14 protein-coding genes are annotated in these 14,772 nt (G+C 71.4%); all 14 read left to right on the forward strand.

The window, feature by feature from the left end; translation table 11 throughout:
- Positions 1-38 precede the first annotated feature (38 nt).
- The 14 genes from FB462_RS06465 (at position 39) to FB462_RS06530 (ending at position 14,764) form a co-directional block, all read left to right on the forward strand.
- Positions 39-863, forward strand: coding sequence for a thymidylate synthase (locus FB462_RS06465; protein WP_114849107.1), 825 nt, complete (start codon positions 39-41; stop codon positions 861-863).
- Positions 863-1,375 carry a dihydrofolate reductase gene (locus FB462_RS06470; RefSeq protein WP_114849108.1) on the forward strand — a complete coding sequence of 171 codons (513 nt, stop codon included), beginning with the start codon at positions 863-865 and terminating at the stop codon, positions 1,373-1,375. Before FB462_RS06465 ends, FB462_RS06470 begins: the two co-directional genes overlap by 1 nt.
- A gap of 198 nt (positions 1,376-1,573) precedes the next feature.
- Positions 1,574-2,551: a 4-hydroxy-tetrahydrodipicolinate synthase gene (dapA, locus tag FB462_RS06475; RefSeq protein WP_141860814.1), complete on the forward strand. Its 978-nt coding sequence runs from the start codon at positions 1,574-1,576 to the stop codon at positions 2,549-2,551.
- A 47-nt stretch (positions 2,552-2,598) separates the two neighbouring features.
- On the forward strand, positions 2,599-4,275 hold the full coding sequence (locus tag FB462_RS06480; RefSeq protein ID WP_141860816.1) for a ribonuclease J: 1,677 nt from the start codon (positions 2,599-2,601) through the stop codon (positions 4,273-4,275).
- A gap of 209 nt (positions 4,276-4,484) precedes the next feature.
- The gene (locus FB462_RS06485) at positions 4,485-5,525 is read left to right on the forward strand and encodes a permuted SH3 domain-containing protein (RefSeq protein ID WP_114849110.1); all 1,041 of its coding nucleotides are present in this window, start codon (positions 4,485-4,487) and stop codon (positions 5,523-5,525) included.
- A complete protein-coding gene (locus FB462_RS06490; protein WP_141860818.1) occupies positions 5,522-6,295 on the forward strand; it encodes an ABC transporter ATP-binding protein in 774 nt (257 codons plus the stop codon). Before FB462_RS06485 ends, FB462_RS06490 begins: the two co-directional genes overlap by 4 nt.
- Positions 6,292-7,545, forward strand: a complete 1,254-nt coding sequence (locus FB462_RS06495; RefSeq protein WP_141860820.1) for an ABC transporter permease — start codon at positions 6,292-6,294, stop codon at positions 7,543-7,545. The genes FB462_RS06490 and FB462_RS06495 overlap by 4 nt, the downstream gene beginning before the upstream one ends.
- Positions 7,546-7,593: 48 nt before the next feature.
- Positions 7,594-10,572: an FtsK/SpoIIIE family DNA translocase gene (locus FB462_RS06500; protein ID WP_141860822.1), complete on the forward strand. Its 2,979-nt coding sequence runs from the start codon at positions 7,594-7,596 to the stop codon at positions 10,570-10,572.
- A gap of 4 nt (positions 10,573-10,576) precedes the next feature.
- Positions 10,577-11,215 (forward strand): CDP-diacylglycerol--glycerol-3-phosphate 3-phosphatidyltransferase, encoded by a 639-nt coding sequence (pgsA, locus tag FB462_RS06505; RefSeq protein ID WP_114849114.1) that lies wholly within the window; start codon positions 10,577-10,579, stop codon positions 11,213-11,215.
- Positions 11,212-11,700: a CinA family protein gene (locus FB462_RS06510; RefSeq protein WP_114849115.1), complete on the forward strand. Its 489-nt coding sequence runs from the start codon at positions 11,212-11,214 to the stop codon at positions 11,698-11,700. Before pgsA ends, FB462_RS06510 begins: the two co-directional genes overlap by 4 nt.
- 154 nt (positions 11,701-11,854) lie before the next feature.
- On the forward strand, positions 11,855-12,163 hold the full coding sequence (locus FB462_RS06515) for a helix-turn-helix domain-containing protein (RefSeq protein ID WP_058742950.1): 309 nt from the start codon (positions 11,855-11,857) through the stop codon (positions 12,161-12,163).
- Positions 12,164-12,242: 79 nt separating this feature from the next.
- Entirely contained in the window at positions 12,243-12,467 is a 225-nt protein-coding gene (locus tag FB462_RS06520) for a DUF3046 domain-containing protein (protein WP_114849116.1), read from the forward strand.
- 264 nt (positions 12,468-12,731) lie between these two features.
- The gene (recA, locus tag FB462_RS06525; RefSeq protein WP_114849117.1) at positions 12,732-13,799 is read left to right on the forward strand and encodes a recombinase RecA; all 1,068 of its coding nucleotides are present in this window, start codon (positions 12,732-12,734) and stop codon (positions 13,797-13,799) included.
- Positions 13,796-14,764, forward strand: coding sequence for a regulatory protein RecX (locus FB462_RS06530; RefSeq protein ID WP_141860824.1), 969 nt, complete (start codon positions 13,796-13,798; stop codon positions 14,762-14,764). Before recA ends, FB462_RS06530 begins: the two co-directional genes overlap by 4 nt.
- Positions 14,765-14,772 lie beyond the last annotated feature (8 nt).

A 14,772-nucleotide genomic window follows, 5' to 3' on the forward strand; every position in this document is an offset into this window, starting at 1 on the left:
GCTTCGGGCTTCGCCGCGTGGGGTCGTAGAGTCTCCGTGTGAGCGAGACCGTGCAGCCCGACCCCACCGTCCCGACCCCTTACGAGGATCTGCTGCGCCGGGTGCTCGAGGAAGGCACGCCGAAGGGCGACCGCACCGGCACCGGCACGCGCAGCATCTTCGGGGCGCAGCTGCGCTACGACCTGTCGCAGGGCTTCCCGCTCGTCACGACGAAGCGCGTGCACTTCAAGTCCGTCGCGTACGAGCTGCTCTGGTTCCTGCGCGGCGACGGCAACGCACGGTGGCTGCAGGAGCACGGCGTCCGCATCTGGAACGAGTGGGCCGACGAGGACGGCGACCTCGGCCCGGTGTACGGCGTGCAGTGGCGCTCGTGGCCGACGCCGTCGGGGGAGCACGTCGACCAGATCGCCCAGGTCATCGAGCAGATCCGCACGAACCCGGACTCCCGCCGGCTGATCGTGTCGGCCTGGAACGTCGCGGACGTGCCGGACATGGCGCTCGCGCCGTGCCACGCGTTCTTCCAGTTCTTCGTCAACGACGGCAAACTGTCGTGCCAGCTCTACCAGCGCAGCGCGGACATGTTCCTCGGCGTCCCCTTCAACATCGCGTCCTACGCGCTGCTCACGCACATGATCGCGGCGCAGACCGGGCTCGAGGTCGGCGACTTCGTGTGGACCGGCGGTGACTGCCACGTCTACGACAACCACGTCGACCAGGTGCGTGAGCAGCTGTCCCGCACGGCCTACCCCTACCCGACGCTCGAGCTCGCCCCGCGTGACTCGATCGACGACTACGAGTACGAGGACTTCACGGTCGTCGGGTACGAGCACCACCCGGCGATCAAGGCCGCGGTCGCCGTCTGATGGCGTGGACCGAGCCCGTCCGCGGCGTCGGCATGGTGTGGGCGCGGACCGCCTCAGGGGTGATCGGCGCCGACGGTGGCATCCCGTGGCACGTGCCGGAGGACCTCGCGCACTTCCGGCAGGTCACCGGCGACGGTGTCGTGGTGATGGGCCGACGGACGTGGGAGTCGCTGCCGCCGCGCTTCCGGCCGCTGCCGGGACGCCGGAACGTCGTGTTGACGCGCGAGCCGACGTGGACGGCCGAGGGTGCCGAGGTGGCGCACGACCTGGGGGCCGCCCTCGACACCGACGAGCCCGTGTGGGTGATGGGCGGGGGTGCCGTGTACGCCGAGGCGCTGCCGTTCGCCGACCGGGTGTCGGAGACGATCGTCGACCTGGACGTCCCGGGTGACACCCGGGCGCCGGAGCTCGGCGACGGGTGGACCCTCGTCGAGGACGGACCGTGGCAGGAGTCCCGCGTGGACGCCACCCGCTACCGCTTCCGGGAGTGGCGCCGCGCCGAGCGGGCCTGACGGCCGCCGCGCTCGGACCCGCCGGGCTGCGCCGAGCGACCCTCGCGTCGCACCCCGCTGCCGGCACCGCAACCCGCTGTGCCCGGGTGCCACGTCCGTACCGGGGTGCGACGTGCGCGAGACCGGGCGACGTCCGTCCGCCGCGCACCGTCCGGGCGGACTGCCGGCCGGACGCACCGGGCCGGTACGCTGGTCCGCGTGTCCCCGCGTGAGAATCCCTTCGGTCAGGTCCTCGTCGCCCTCGTGACGCCGTTCACGACCGACGGCGAGGTCGACTGGCCCGGCGTCGAGCAGCACATCGACGACTGCATCACCGCCGGCGCCGACGGCGTCGTCGTCACCGGGACGACCGGCGAGACGTCGACGCTGACCGACCCGGAGAAGCTCCGCCTGGTCGAGGTCGGCAAGTCCGTCGCCGCCGGCCGCGCGAAGATCATCACCGGTGGTGGCTCGAACGAGACCGCGCACGCCATCCACCTGTACAAGCAGAGCGAGAAGGCCGGCGCCGACGGCGTGATGATCGTCACGCCGTACTACAACAAGCCGACGCAGGCCGGTGTCCTCACGCACTTCCGGATGATCGCCGACGCGACCGACCTGCCGGTCATCCTGTACGACATCCCCGGCCGCACGGGCATCCCGATCACCTACGAGACCATCGTGCGCGCCTCGCACCACCCCAACATCCTCGCGGTGAAGGACGCCAAGGGCGACTTCGCCGAGGTGTCCCGCGTGCTCAACAACACCGACCTCATGTACTTCTCGGGCGACGACACGAACGTCCTGCCGCACCTGTCGATCGGCGCGACCGGGCTGATCGGCGTCACCGCGAACATCACGAGCACGCCGTACCGCACCATCGTCGACGCCGTGAACCGTGGCGACCTGGCGACCGCGACCGCCGAGCACAAGCGCGTCGAACCCCTGGTGCGTGCGATCATGACCCACGTCCCCGGGACCGTCGCGGCGAAGTACGTGCTGCACGGACTCGGCCGCATCGGCAGCCCGCGCGTCCGGCTGCCGCTCGTCGGACCCGAGGACACCGAGGCCTACGCCATCGAGACCTCCCTCGAAGCGGTCCGGGACATCCCGGGTGCCGACTTCTCGAACTTCCGCCCGGACCGCAACGCAGCGGCGGGCGGCGCACTGCCGAAGGTGCCAGGCACCACACGTTAGGAAGACCGCGGCGCAGCACCAGCGCGTCGCACGACAGTCAGGACCGAATGCCCACCCAGATCTCCACACCGCAGCCGCTCGAACCCGGCACCCTCCGCGTGATCCCCGTCGGGGGTCTCGGCGAGATCGGTCGCAACATGACCGTGTACGAGTTCGACGGCAAGCTGCTCGTCGTCGACGCCGGCGTGCTCTTCCCCGAGGAGCACCAGCCCGGCGTCGACCTCATCCTGCCGGACTTCGGGCCGATCCGGGACCGCCTCGACGACGTCCTCGGTGTCGTGCTGACGCACGGGCACGAGGACCACATCGGCGCCGTGCCGTACCTGCTCAAGCTCAAGGCCGACATCCCCCTGATCGGTTCCACGCTGACCCTCGCGCTCGTCGAGGCGAAGCTCAAGGAGCACCGGATCAAGCCGTACACGCTCGTCGTGGCCGAGGACCAGACCGAGCAGCTCGGCCCGTTCCACCTCGAGTTCGTCGCCGTGAACCACTCCATCCCGGACGCGCTCGCCGTCGCGATCACGACCGGCGCCGGCCGTGTGCTCCACACCGGCGACTTCAAGATGGACCAGCTGCCGCTCGACGACCGGATCACCGACCTCCGCGCGTTCGCCCGCCTCGGCGAAGCGGGCGTCGACCTGTTCCTGCCGGACTCCACGAACGCCGACGTCCCGGGCTTCACCGCGCCCGAGCGCGACATCGGACCCGTGCTCGAGAACGTCATCACGCGCGCCCGCAAGAAGGTCGTCGTCGCGAGCTTCTCGTCGCACGTGCACCGCGTGCAGCAGGTCCTCGACGCCGCCGCGGCCGCGAACCGCAAGGTCGCGTTCATGGGCCGCTCGATGATCCGCAACATGACGATCGCCGCCGAGCTCGGGTACCTGCGTGTGCCGGAGGACGTGCTGATCGACACGAAGAAGGCGAAGAACGTCCCGGACGACCAGATCGTCTACATGTCGACCGGGTCCCAGGGCGAGCCGATGGCCGTCCTCGCGCGCATGGCGAACCTCGAGCACCAGATCGAGATCGGCGAGGGCGACACGGTGATCCTGGCGTCGAGCCTGATCCCCGGCAACGAGAACGCCGTCTACCGCGTGATCGACGGCCTGACGAAGCTCGGCGCGAAGGTCGTCCACAAGGGCAACGCGAAGGTGCACGTCTCCGGGCACGCCTCGGCCGGCGAGCTCCTGTACTGCTACAACATCCTGCGCCCGAAGAACGTGCTCCCCGTGCACGGCGAGCACCGGCACCTGTACGCGAACGCCGACCTGGCGATCCAGACGGGTGTCCCGCCGCGGAACGTCATCCTCGGCCAGGACGGCATCGTCGTCGACCTCAAGGACGGAAGCGTCACGGTCGCCGGCCAGCTGGACATCGGCTACGTCTACGTCGACGGCTCCACCGTCGGCGAGATCACCGACGCCGACCTCAAGGACCGCCGGGTCCTCGCGGAGGAGGGCTTCATCTCCGTCTTCTGCGCGGTCGACTTCACGACCGGTCAGTGCGTCGTCGGCCCCGAGATCCAGTCGCGCGGCTTCGCCGAGGACGACTCGGTCTTCGACAGCGTCCGCCCGCAGATCACCAAGGCACTCGCCGAGGCGGCCGCCAACGGCACGCGCGACTCGCACGCCTTCAGCCAGGTGGTGCGGCGCACGGTGGGCCGCTGGGTCAACACCAAGCACCGCCGCCGTCCGATGATCGTCCCGGTGGTCATCGAGGCGTAGGCAGCGCGCAGCGCTGCTGCGAGAACCGGCCTGGAGGCACGGTGCGGGTCCGTCACGGACCCTGCCCCGTGCCTCCAGGCCGTTCCGCACCCCGTGGCGGGCAGTCGGGGACGGGCCGGCGGGGTCGGAGCGGTCCCGGCCCGGCGGCCAACCTGTTTCATCCCACAGGATGACGCGCATCTGGAATACCAGTCGCTACCGTCCGGAGCGTGACCGTCCTGCGTCGCTGGGTGTGGCCCGGCCTGAAGTTCCTCGTGTTCGCCGTCATCGCGGTGTCCCTCGTCCGTCTCGCGTTCTTCGCCGCGCAGCCCGAGGGGCAGGAGACCACGCCGACGGCGCAGCTCGAAGACCCGACCGTCACCGTCACCACCGGGGACGTCGTCAACGACGTCGAGGCGAAGGGGACCATCGAGTCGGTCGCCGCGACCCCGGTCCGCGCCACCGCCGAGGGCACGATCAACAAGGTGTTCGTCGGGAACGGCACCGCGGTCGAGCAGGGCGCCCCGATCGTCGACGTCCGTGTCGAGACCCCGTCGACCGGCACGACGGAGGACGGGCAGCCGCTGCCCGCGAAGGTGACCTTCGCCACCGTCGTCGCGCCCGCAGCCGGGGTGGTCTCGGGGCTGGACCTCGTCGCGAAGCAGCCCGTCGCGATCGGCGACGTGGTGGCCCGCGTCGCGCCGGAGGCCTACCGGGCGACCGCGACGCTCGGTGCCGCGCAGCTGTACCGGCTGACCTCGCGGCCGTCCGAGGCCACCGTCACCATCACCGACGGCCCGGCCCCGTTCACGTGCACGAACCTGTCGCTCACGAGCGCCGGGGCCGACGGCTCCGGGGCCGGCTCGTCCGCGGCCGGCTCGTCCGGCACGGGCTCCGACGGCTCGGACGGCACCGGCGCGGACGGTGCCGGAGGTGGCACCGGCGGCACCCAGCTCCGGTGCGACGTCCCCGGCGGCGTGACCGTGTTCCCCGGGCTCGAGGTCACCCTCGCCGTGTCCGCCGGGTCGGCGCAGGGGGTCCTGACGCTCCCGACCACCGCGGTCGAGGGCACCGCCCAGAAGGGCGTCGTGACCGTGGTCGACAGCGACGGCGGGCGCTCCGAGAAGACCGTCGAGCTCGGCCTGAACGACGGCGAGACCGTCGAGGTCAAGGCCGGGCTCGCCGAGGGCGACACGGTCCTGCAGTTCGTCCCCGGCAAGCAGGAGCAGTCCGACGAGGGCACGGACGAGGGCGGGGTGTTCGTCGGATGAGCCTGGTGCACGTCCGGGACCTCCGGAAGTCCGTGCCGCTGCCGGACGGGTCGACGCTCGAGATCCTGCGCGGGGTCGACCTCGACGTCGAGGCGGACAGCCGGGTCGCCATCGTCGGACGGTCCGGATCGGGCAAGTCGACGCTCCTCAACGTCCTCGGGCTGCTCGACACCCCGACCGACGGGCTGCACGAGTTCGACGGACGCGACGTCGGCCGCGCCGGGTCCGTCCGCCGCGACCGGATCCGCGGCGCCGACGTCGGCTTCGTCTTCCAGCAGTTCAACCTGCTGCAGGGCCGCACCGCGGTCGAGAACGTCGAGGTGCCCCTGCTCTACGCGAGCGGCCGCGCGTTCTGGTCGCGCCGTCGGCTCGCGCTCGAGATGCTCGACCGGGTGGGGCTCGCCGACAAGGCGGACACGCAGCCGCACCGGCTCTCGGGTGGCGAGCAACAGCGCGTGGCGATCGCCCGCGCGCTCGTCCGCGCCCCGCGCCTGATCCTGGCCGACGAGCCGACCGGGGCGCTCGACGTCGACACCGGACGGGTCGTGATGGAGCTGCTCGAGACCGTCGCGGCCGAGACGCGTGCGGCCCTGGTGACGATCACGCACGACCCCGCGGTCGCCGCCCGGGCGGACGTGGTGCACCGGATCGACCACGGGATCGTGGAAGAGGGCGATGCGCTCGTCCGTGCTGATCCGTCCGGTGCTGATCCGTCCGGTGCTGATCTGTCCGGTGCTGCTGCGTCCGCGATCGTCGGGGGCGTCGCGTGAACCGGCTGCTCACCACGGTCGTCGGCACGTTCGTCGAGTCGTGGCAGGAGCTCCGCGTGCACCGCGGCCGCGTCGTCCTCAGCCTGGTCGGCGTGACGATCGCCGTGGCGTCCCTCGCGGTCGTCGTCGGCTTCGGGTCGCTCGCCGAACGGGTCACCGCCGCGTTCAACGAGCAGTACGGCGGCCGACCCGCGACGTACTCGTTCAACGGTTCCACCACCGGCTCCGGGTCCGCGGACCCCGCGGGGACGGCGGCCGTCGCGGACGCCGCTGCGCTCGACCGCGAGCTGCGCGCCGGAGCCGAGCGCTACGACGTCCGGTACACGTCCGAGGCGACGTTCGTGCAGCGCGACGTGCAGTTCCCGGACGGGGTCGCGCTCGTGCAGGGCACGACGGTCGACCCCGCGTACGCCGAGATGCACCGCGTGCGGCTCGCGTCGGGGGCGTGGTTCACCGAGCGGGACCGGGACCGCCTGGCCCCCGCGATCGTCGTCAACCGGGCGTTCCTCGAGCGGATCGGCAGCCCGGACATCGTGACCCACCCGGTCGTGCGACTGCCGGGGACGCCCGACGTCACCGCCGTCGTGATCGGCCAGGTGGTGTCGTCGGAGTACGACACCGATCCGTCCTTCTACCAGCTGGCGAACTCCGTCGCGACCGCGAACGCCGCGGTGTCGCCGGACCTCGGGGCGGGCCGGACCTTCCAGGCGTGGGTCCCGGCGGCCTCCGGCAAGGCCGTCGCCGAACGCATCGCCGCCGACGCCGAGCGTGCCCTCGGCCCCGGGTGGACCGTCTCCGCGGACCGGTCCGACGCGGCCGGTCAGGTGGACGGCGACCCGCTCGGCCCGCTCCGCTGGGTGATCGCGGGCGTCGCGGTCCTGGTCCTGGTGCTCGGTGGGCTCGGCCTGCTCAACGTGTCGCTCGTCAGCGTCCGCCAGCGCATCCGCGAGATCGGGGTGCGACGGGGCGTCGGTGCGACCGCCGGACGGATCTTCGTCGCGGTCCTGCTCGAGAACGTGCTCGGCACGCTCGTCGCGGGCGGCGTCGGCGTCATGGTCGGTGCCGCGCTGCTCGGGAACGACACCGTCCGCGGCCTCATCACGCAGGGCGTCGACGTGGGCGGGGCACCGTTCCCGGTCGAGGCCGCGCTCGTCGGGGTCGGGTCGGCCGTGCTCGTCGGCGCGCTCGCCGGGTTCCTGCCGGCCATCGTCGCGGTCCGCGTCAAGGTCATCGACGCGATCCGGTACTGATGGCGGGGCGACCGCGGAATGTCCCGAGCGGGGATTAGGGTCGTCCCCATGGCCGGAGGCACCAAGTCGACCACGCGTTCGCGCGCGTCATCGTCGTCCCGCGGGAGCGGGTCGCGTGGGACGTCGCGCACGCGAGCGACCACGAAGAAGCTGCCGCAGGCCGCACCGACGCCGGTGTTCCGCGAGCAGAACCCGATCGTGAGCGCCTGGCTCGGCATGGCCCACGGGGTCGGCGCGCTCTTCCGGCTGCTCGGCAAGGAGTCCCTCGAGAAGGACCAGCGCCGCGACGGCTTCCCGTTCCTGCTGTTCGTGCTCGCGATCGCGGGCGGCGTGGTCGAGTGGCTCAACCCGACGAACCCGGTGTCGGTCGCGCTCGACGCGTACACGTTCGGCGGGCTCTTCGGCCGGCTGGCAGTCGCGCTCCCGGTGATCATGATCGTCTTCGCCGGGTGGCTGTTCCGGCACCCCGCTTCGGTGCACGACAACACCCGGATCGGGATCGGGCTCGGGCTGATGCTCGTGTCGATCGCCTCGCTCTGCCACGTGTTCGGCGGACAGCCGAGCGCCGCGGACGGCATGGTCGCCCTCGCAGCGGCGGGCGGCGTGCTCGGCTGGGTCGTCATCAGCTGGCTCGTCGCGGTCGCCACGGTCTGGGTTGCGGTACCCGTCGCCGTGCTGCTGCTCGTGCTCTCCCTCTTCATCATCACCAAGACGCCGCCGAACAAGACCGGTCGACGGCTGCACGAGCTCTACGCCTACCTGTTCGGCGCCCCGGCGCCCGAGGCCGAGGCCGACCCGGCCGCCGACGCCGACGCTCCTGCTCCGCGGCCCCGCGGTCGCAAGCGCCAGCAGGGCGGCGAGGGCGACTTCCAGCTCTTCGACGACCTCGGCTTCGAGGGCGACCAGCAGTCCGGCGGCGACCAGCAGTCCGGCGGCGACCAGCCCGAGGGCGGCACCGTCCCGTGGTGGCGGCGCAACGGCTCCGGTCGCGAGGAAGACCCGGCGTACGACACCCCGGTGCTGCCCGCGGCCGCGCCCGCGCCGACGTCGGAGCGCCCGAACGCGGGTGCCGCGGCCAGCCTGGTCGACCACACGCCGACCGAGCCCGGGTCGGTGAACCTCAACGACTCCATCGAACAGGACCTCGAGGTCGCCGAGCGCGTGCTCCGTGACGCCGGGGTGGCGGTGCCCGACCACACGGAGGCTGCGTCGGTCGCGGCTCCGGCTGCCACGCCGGCCGTCGCACCGGTCGCGCGCCCGAACGCCGGCGTCTCGCCGGTCGTGTCCGCCTCGGCACCCGCGTCGGTGCCGGACGCCGAACCGGCCGAGGACGACCTGCAGGGGCTCCCCGCCGCGGGCGCAGCGGACGAGGACCCGTCCGCGCCGTACCGACTGCCCGCAGCGACGACACTGAGCGCCGGGACGCCGTCGGTCGCCCGCAGCCAGGCGAACGACGACATCGTCGCCGCGATCACGGGCGTCCTCACGGAGTTCAAGGTCGACGCGAAGGTCACCGGCTTCTCCCGGGGCCCGACGGTCACGCGCTACGAGATCGAGCTCGGTCCGGGCGTCAAGGTCGAGCGGGTCACGGCGCTGTCGAAGAACCTGTCGTACGCGGTCGCGTCGAACGAGGTCCGCATCCTCTCGCCCATCCCCGGCAAGAGCGCGATCGGCGTCGAGATCCCGAACACCGACCGCGAGGTCGTCTCGCTCGGCGACGTCCTGCGCTCGAACGCGGCGCGGAAGTCCAAGCACCCGATGACGATCGGCGTCGGCAAGGACGTCGAGGGAGGCTTCGTCGTCGCGAACCTCGCGAAGATGCCGCACATGCTCGTCGCGGGCTCGACGGGCTCCGGCAAGTCGGTGTTCATCAACTCGATGATCACGTCGCTCCTCATGCGCGCGAAGCCGTCCGAGGTCCGGATGGTCCTCGTCGACCCGAAGCGCGTCGAGCTGTCGATCTACGCGGGGGTCCCGCACCTCATCACGCCCATCATCACGAACCCCAAGAAGGCGGCCGAGGCGCTGCAGTGGGTCGTGAAGGAGATGGACATGCGGTACGACGACCTGGCGTCGTTCGGCTTCCGCCACGTCGACGACTTCAACAAGGCCATCGAGAACAACGAGATCGTCCTGCCGGCCGGGAGCGAGCGGAAGCTCAAGCCCTACCCGTACCTGCTCGTCGTCGTCGACGAGCTCGCCGACCTCATGCTCGTCGCGCCCCGCGACGTCGAGGAGTCGATCGTCCGTATCACCCAGCTCGCCCGCGCTGCCGGCATCCACCTCGTGCTCGCGACGCAGCGCCCGTCGGTCGACGTCATCACCGGTCTGATCAAGGCGAACGTGCCGTCGCGCATCGCGTTCGCGGTGACGAGCGTCACCGACTCGCGCGTCATCCTCGACCAGCCCGGCGCCGACAAGCTCATCGGTCAGGGCGACGCGCTGTTCCTGCCGATGGGGTCCTCGAAGGCCGTCCGCGTGCAGGGCGCCTGGGTCCAGGAGAGCGAGGTCGCCGAGGTCGTCCAGCACGTCACCCGGCAGGCCCAGCCCGAGTACCGGCAGGACGTCGCCGCCGTGGTCGAGCGCAAGGAGATCGACGCGGACATCGGCGACGACCTCGAGCTGCTGCTCGCCGCGGTCGAGCAGGTCGTGTCGACGCAGTTCGGCTCGACGTCGATGCTCCAGCGCAAGCTCCGCGTCGGGTTCGCGAAGGCCGGTCGCCTGATGGACCTCATGGAGTCGCGGGACATCGTCGGCCCGTCCGAGGGGTCGAAGGCCCGCGACGTGCTCGTCACGCCGGACCAGCTGCCCGCCGTCCTCGCGAAGCTCCGCGGTGAGGAGCCGCCCGCCGAGCCGGCAGCGGCTCCCGCACCGGGCCCGGCGGCACCGGTCGCATCCGCGCCGACGTCGACGCCGCCGGACGAGGACCGCTACGGTACCGACCCGGTCGCCGACATGACGCGCGGGTACCCTGAGGAAGAGGACGGTCCGGACGAGGACGCCTGGGGACTGACGGGCAGGGAGTGACGACGTGACCAGCTCGCAGCACACCCGCTCGGCGGCCCGGTTCCCGTGGCGGGGCCGGTTGCTCCGCAAGGGCGAGGGACCGGCGTCGACCGCGAACGTCGCCAACGTCATCACCGTCGTGCGCATCCTGATGGCGCCGTTGTTCTTCGTGATGCTGCTCGCCGACGGCGGGCAGGACACGTCGCTGCGGGTGTGGGCCGCGGTCGTCTTCGTCGTGGCGATCGTCACCGACAGCGCGGACGGCATCATCGCCCGCCGCCAGAACCTGGTCACGGACTTCGGGAAGCTCGTCGACCCGATCGCCGACAAGGTGCTCATCGGGGGCGCCCTGGTCGCGCTGTCGATCCTCGGTGAGCTGCCCTGGATCGTGACCGTGCTGATCATGCTCCGCGAGATCGGCATCACCGTCTTCCGGTTCGCCGTCCTGTCGGACCGGGTGATCCCGGCGAGCCGCGGCGGCAAGGTCAAGACCGTGCTGCAGGCCGTCGCGATCACGCTCGCGCTGTTCCCGTGGTGGAACGTCGTCGGCGACCTCGCGCACTGGGTGAACGGCATCCTGATGACCGCCGCGCTCCTCGCCACCGTGATCAGCGGGGCCGACTACCTCTGGCAGGCCTGGAAGCACAACCGGACCGCCGCGTGACCGACGTCGCAGCGCTCGTCGCCGTGCTGACCGCCCGTGGCGAGACCGTGGCTGTGGCCGAGTCGCTCACGGGCGGCCTCGTCGTGGCGACCCTCGTCGGGGTCCCCGGGGCCAGCGTCGTCGTCCGCGGTGGTGTCGTGGCGTACGCGACGCCCGTCAAGCACACCGTGCTCGGCGTCTCGGCGGACCTCCTCGCCGAGCACGGGGCGGTCGACCCCGAGGTCGCCCGGCAGATGGCGAGCGGCGTCCGCACCGCACTCGCGGTCGACGGCGAGCCCGCCACGTGGGGGATCAGCACCACCGGTGTCGCCGGCCCGGACCCGCAGGACGGCAAGCCCGTGGGCACGGTGTTCGTCGGCATCGCGTCCGCGTCGGGCGCCGAGGCGTACGAACTCCACCTGGAGGGCGACCGCGAGGCAATCCGACAGGGCACGGTCTCCGAACTCCTGGCACGGATGTCGGCGACGGTGCGCAGCGGGGAATAGGCCCCGTTACCGCTGGGTTACATCCCACGCAATCTCCAGCAGGACGGCAGCCGGCGTCGCTAGCATGCTGCAACCGGCAACGTCACCGTTGCTGAACCCGACCACGGTCACCGGGACCAGGCGGGCGCGGAGACGACAGAGAGGAGGAGTTCTCATGGTTCTCGTTCGTCAGGAGATCGGCGACGTGCTGCGGGACTTCCGCTTGCAGAAGGGCCGGACCCTCCGTCAGGTCGCGTCCAAGGCCAGCGTTGCTCTCGGGTACCTGAGCGAGGTGGAGCGCGGTCAGAAGGAGGCCAGCTCCGAGATCCTCGCCTCCGTGGCCGACGCGCTCGACACGCCCATCTCGACCATCATGCGCGAGGTCGGCGACCGGCTCGCGGTCGTCGAGGGACTCACCCCGGTCCCGGACACCCTGCCCGACGACCTCGTCGCCGAGTTCGACAACGACCTCGCGGTGCGCTGACCCCGTACCGCTCCACGGACGCCCCCGCCGATGCAGGCGGGGGCGTTCTGCTGTCCGGGGCGCTCGTTACGCTGGTCGGATGCGGGTGAGTGAGTTCTGGCGTGCCGTCGACCAGGTGTTCGGGTCGGCCTACGGCGCAGTGGTGACGCGGGACGTCGTGCTCGAGGAGCTGGGCGGGCGGTCCGCGGCGGACGCGCTCGACGCCGGGATCGATGCGCGTCGTGTGTGGGAGGCGCTGTGCGACTCGCAGGACGTGCCGCTCGACAAGCGGCACGGCAAGGGGCTCGCGGAACCGCGGGACTGACCCGGTCCGCACGACCCGAAACTGTGTTCGGCGTGTTGCTCGAACGCGTGTTCGATCGGTGCTACGTTCCTCCACATCGGAGTTGCTCCGGATGTCCGTCCACAGGTGGCGCGTCGACCGGCAGTGATGTCGGTGGCCGGCCCTAGGTTCGAGTCATCGGGAACAGCCCGAAGCCTTGTCGCTCAAGTCCCGGCCCTGCAGCACCGGCCGGGGTGGACGCGACAGCCTACAGGCGGCCGACACTGAGCACGAAGGAGCACCACCATGCCATCACCCGCAGACCGCGAGAAGGCCCTCGAAACCGCACTCGCCCAGATCGACCGCCAGTTCGGCAAGGGCACCGTGATGCGCCTCGGGTCGGACGACCGCGCTCCGGTCGCCATCATCCCGACCGGTTCGGTCGCGCTCGACGTCGCACTCGGCATCGGTGGACTGCCGCGCGGCCGCATCATCGAGATCTACGGCCCGGAGTCCTCCGGTAAGACGACCCTGACGCTGCACGCCATCGCGAACGCGCAGCGTGCCGGCGGCATCGCGGCCTTCATCGACGCGGAGCACGCGCTCGACCCGGAGTACGCGAAGAAGCTCGGCGTCGACATCGACGCGCTGCTCGTGTCCCAGCCCGACACCGGTGAGCAGGCGCTCGAGATCGCCGACATGCTCGTCCGTTCGGGTTCGATCGACCTGATCGTGGTGGACTCCGTCGCGGCGCTCGTGCCCCGCGCCGAGATCGAGGGCGAGATGGGTGACTCGCACGTGGGTCTGCAGGCACGCCTCATGTCGCAGGCGCTCCGCAAGCTCGCGGGTGGGCTGAACCAGACGCAGACGACGATGATCTTCATCAACCAGCTGCGCGAGAAGATCGGTGTGTTCTTCGGCAGCCCCGAGACCACCGCGGGTGGCAAGGCGCTCAAGTTCTACGCGTCGGTCCGTCTCGACATCCGTCGCATCGAGACCCTGAAGAGCGGCACGGACGCGGTCGGCAACCGCACGCGCGTCAAGGTCGTCAAGAACAAGATGGCGCCGCCCTTCAAGCAGGCGGAGTTCGACATCCTGTACGGCACGGGCATCTCGCGCGAGGGCTCGCTGCTCGACTTCGGTGTCGACCACGGCATCGTCAAGAAGTCGGGCGCCTGGTACACCTACGACGGCGACCAGCTGGGGCAGGGCAAGGAGAACTCGCGTTCGTTCCTGATCCAGAACGCCGACATCGCCGCCGAGATCGAGGGCAAGATCCTCGCGAAGCTCGGTGTCGGTGGCGCCAAGGCCGACGCCGACGACGCCAAGGTCGAGTCCATCGCGCCGAAGATCGCGGAGCGCAAGGGCGCGTGACGGACGACCACGACCACGACGCAGACCTCGCGCCGGTGACCGACCTGTTCGGTGCGCGGTCGCGTCGTGGTCGCTCGGTTCCGCCGGTCGGGCGGCACGACGGTCTCCCGCGCGCCGGTGCGCCGTCCGGTGACGACGAGCGCTGGTACGAGCCCGAACCCGAGTCCGAACCTGAGCACGAGACCGGGGTCGGCGCGGAGACGGCGTCCGAGACGGCGTTCCCGGGTGCGGCAGACGTCGATGCGCCGGTGCCGCTGCACGGTGCTCGTCCGCAGGCGGAGTGGCTGTCACCCGTCGTCGGAGACGGCAGCGGCCGGAGTGCACGGTCGGAGCGGACCGGGTACGAGGCTCAGCGCGGGTACGACACCGAGACCGCGGACGCTGCGGCGGCGTTGGTGTTCTCGATCCGCGGGGGACAGGAGCTCGAACCCGACGAGGTTCCGCGACCGCTCGACGAGCAGCGTGCTGATGCCGAACGGGTGAGCATGCGGGCGCTCGGGCGCAAGGGCGTCAGCGAGTCCGAGATGCGTCAGGTGCTGACCAAGCAGGACCTCGACCCGGACGTCGTCGAACACGAGGTCGCACGGCTCGTCCGGGTCGGACTGCTCGACGACGTGGCACTGGCGACGGACCTGGTCGACCGGCTCCACGAGCGGAAGGGCCTCGGGCGCCAGGGGGTCGTCGCGGAGCTCCGTCGGCGCGGGATCGACCAGACGGCGATCGACGCTGCGCTCGAGGCGGCGGCGGACGACGCGGACGACGAGTTCGTCCGCGCGATCGAGCTCGCTCAGAAGCGGGCCGGGCAGCTCCGTGGGCTCGACCGCGCGACCGCCGAGCGACGTCTCAGCGGGTTCCTCATGCGCAAGGGCTACGGCTCCGGCGTGGTGCGGATCGCGGTCGAGCGCGCCCTCGACGGCGGCGGACGGCGACCACCCTCCGGGGGCGGGTCCGTCCGTTTCGAGTAGTCCCGCAC

Source organism: Curtobacterium citreum, from assembly GCF_006715175.1.
GTDB lineage: Bacteria > Actinomycetota > Actinomycetes > Actinomycetales > Microbacteriaceae > Curtobacterium > Curtobacterium citreum.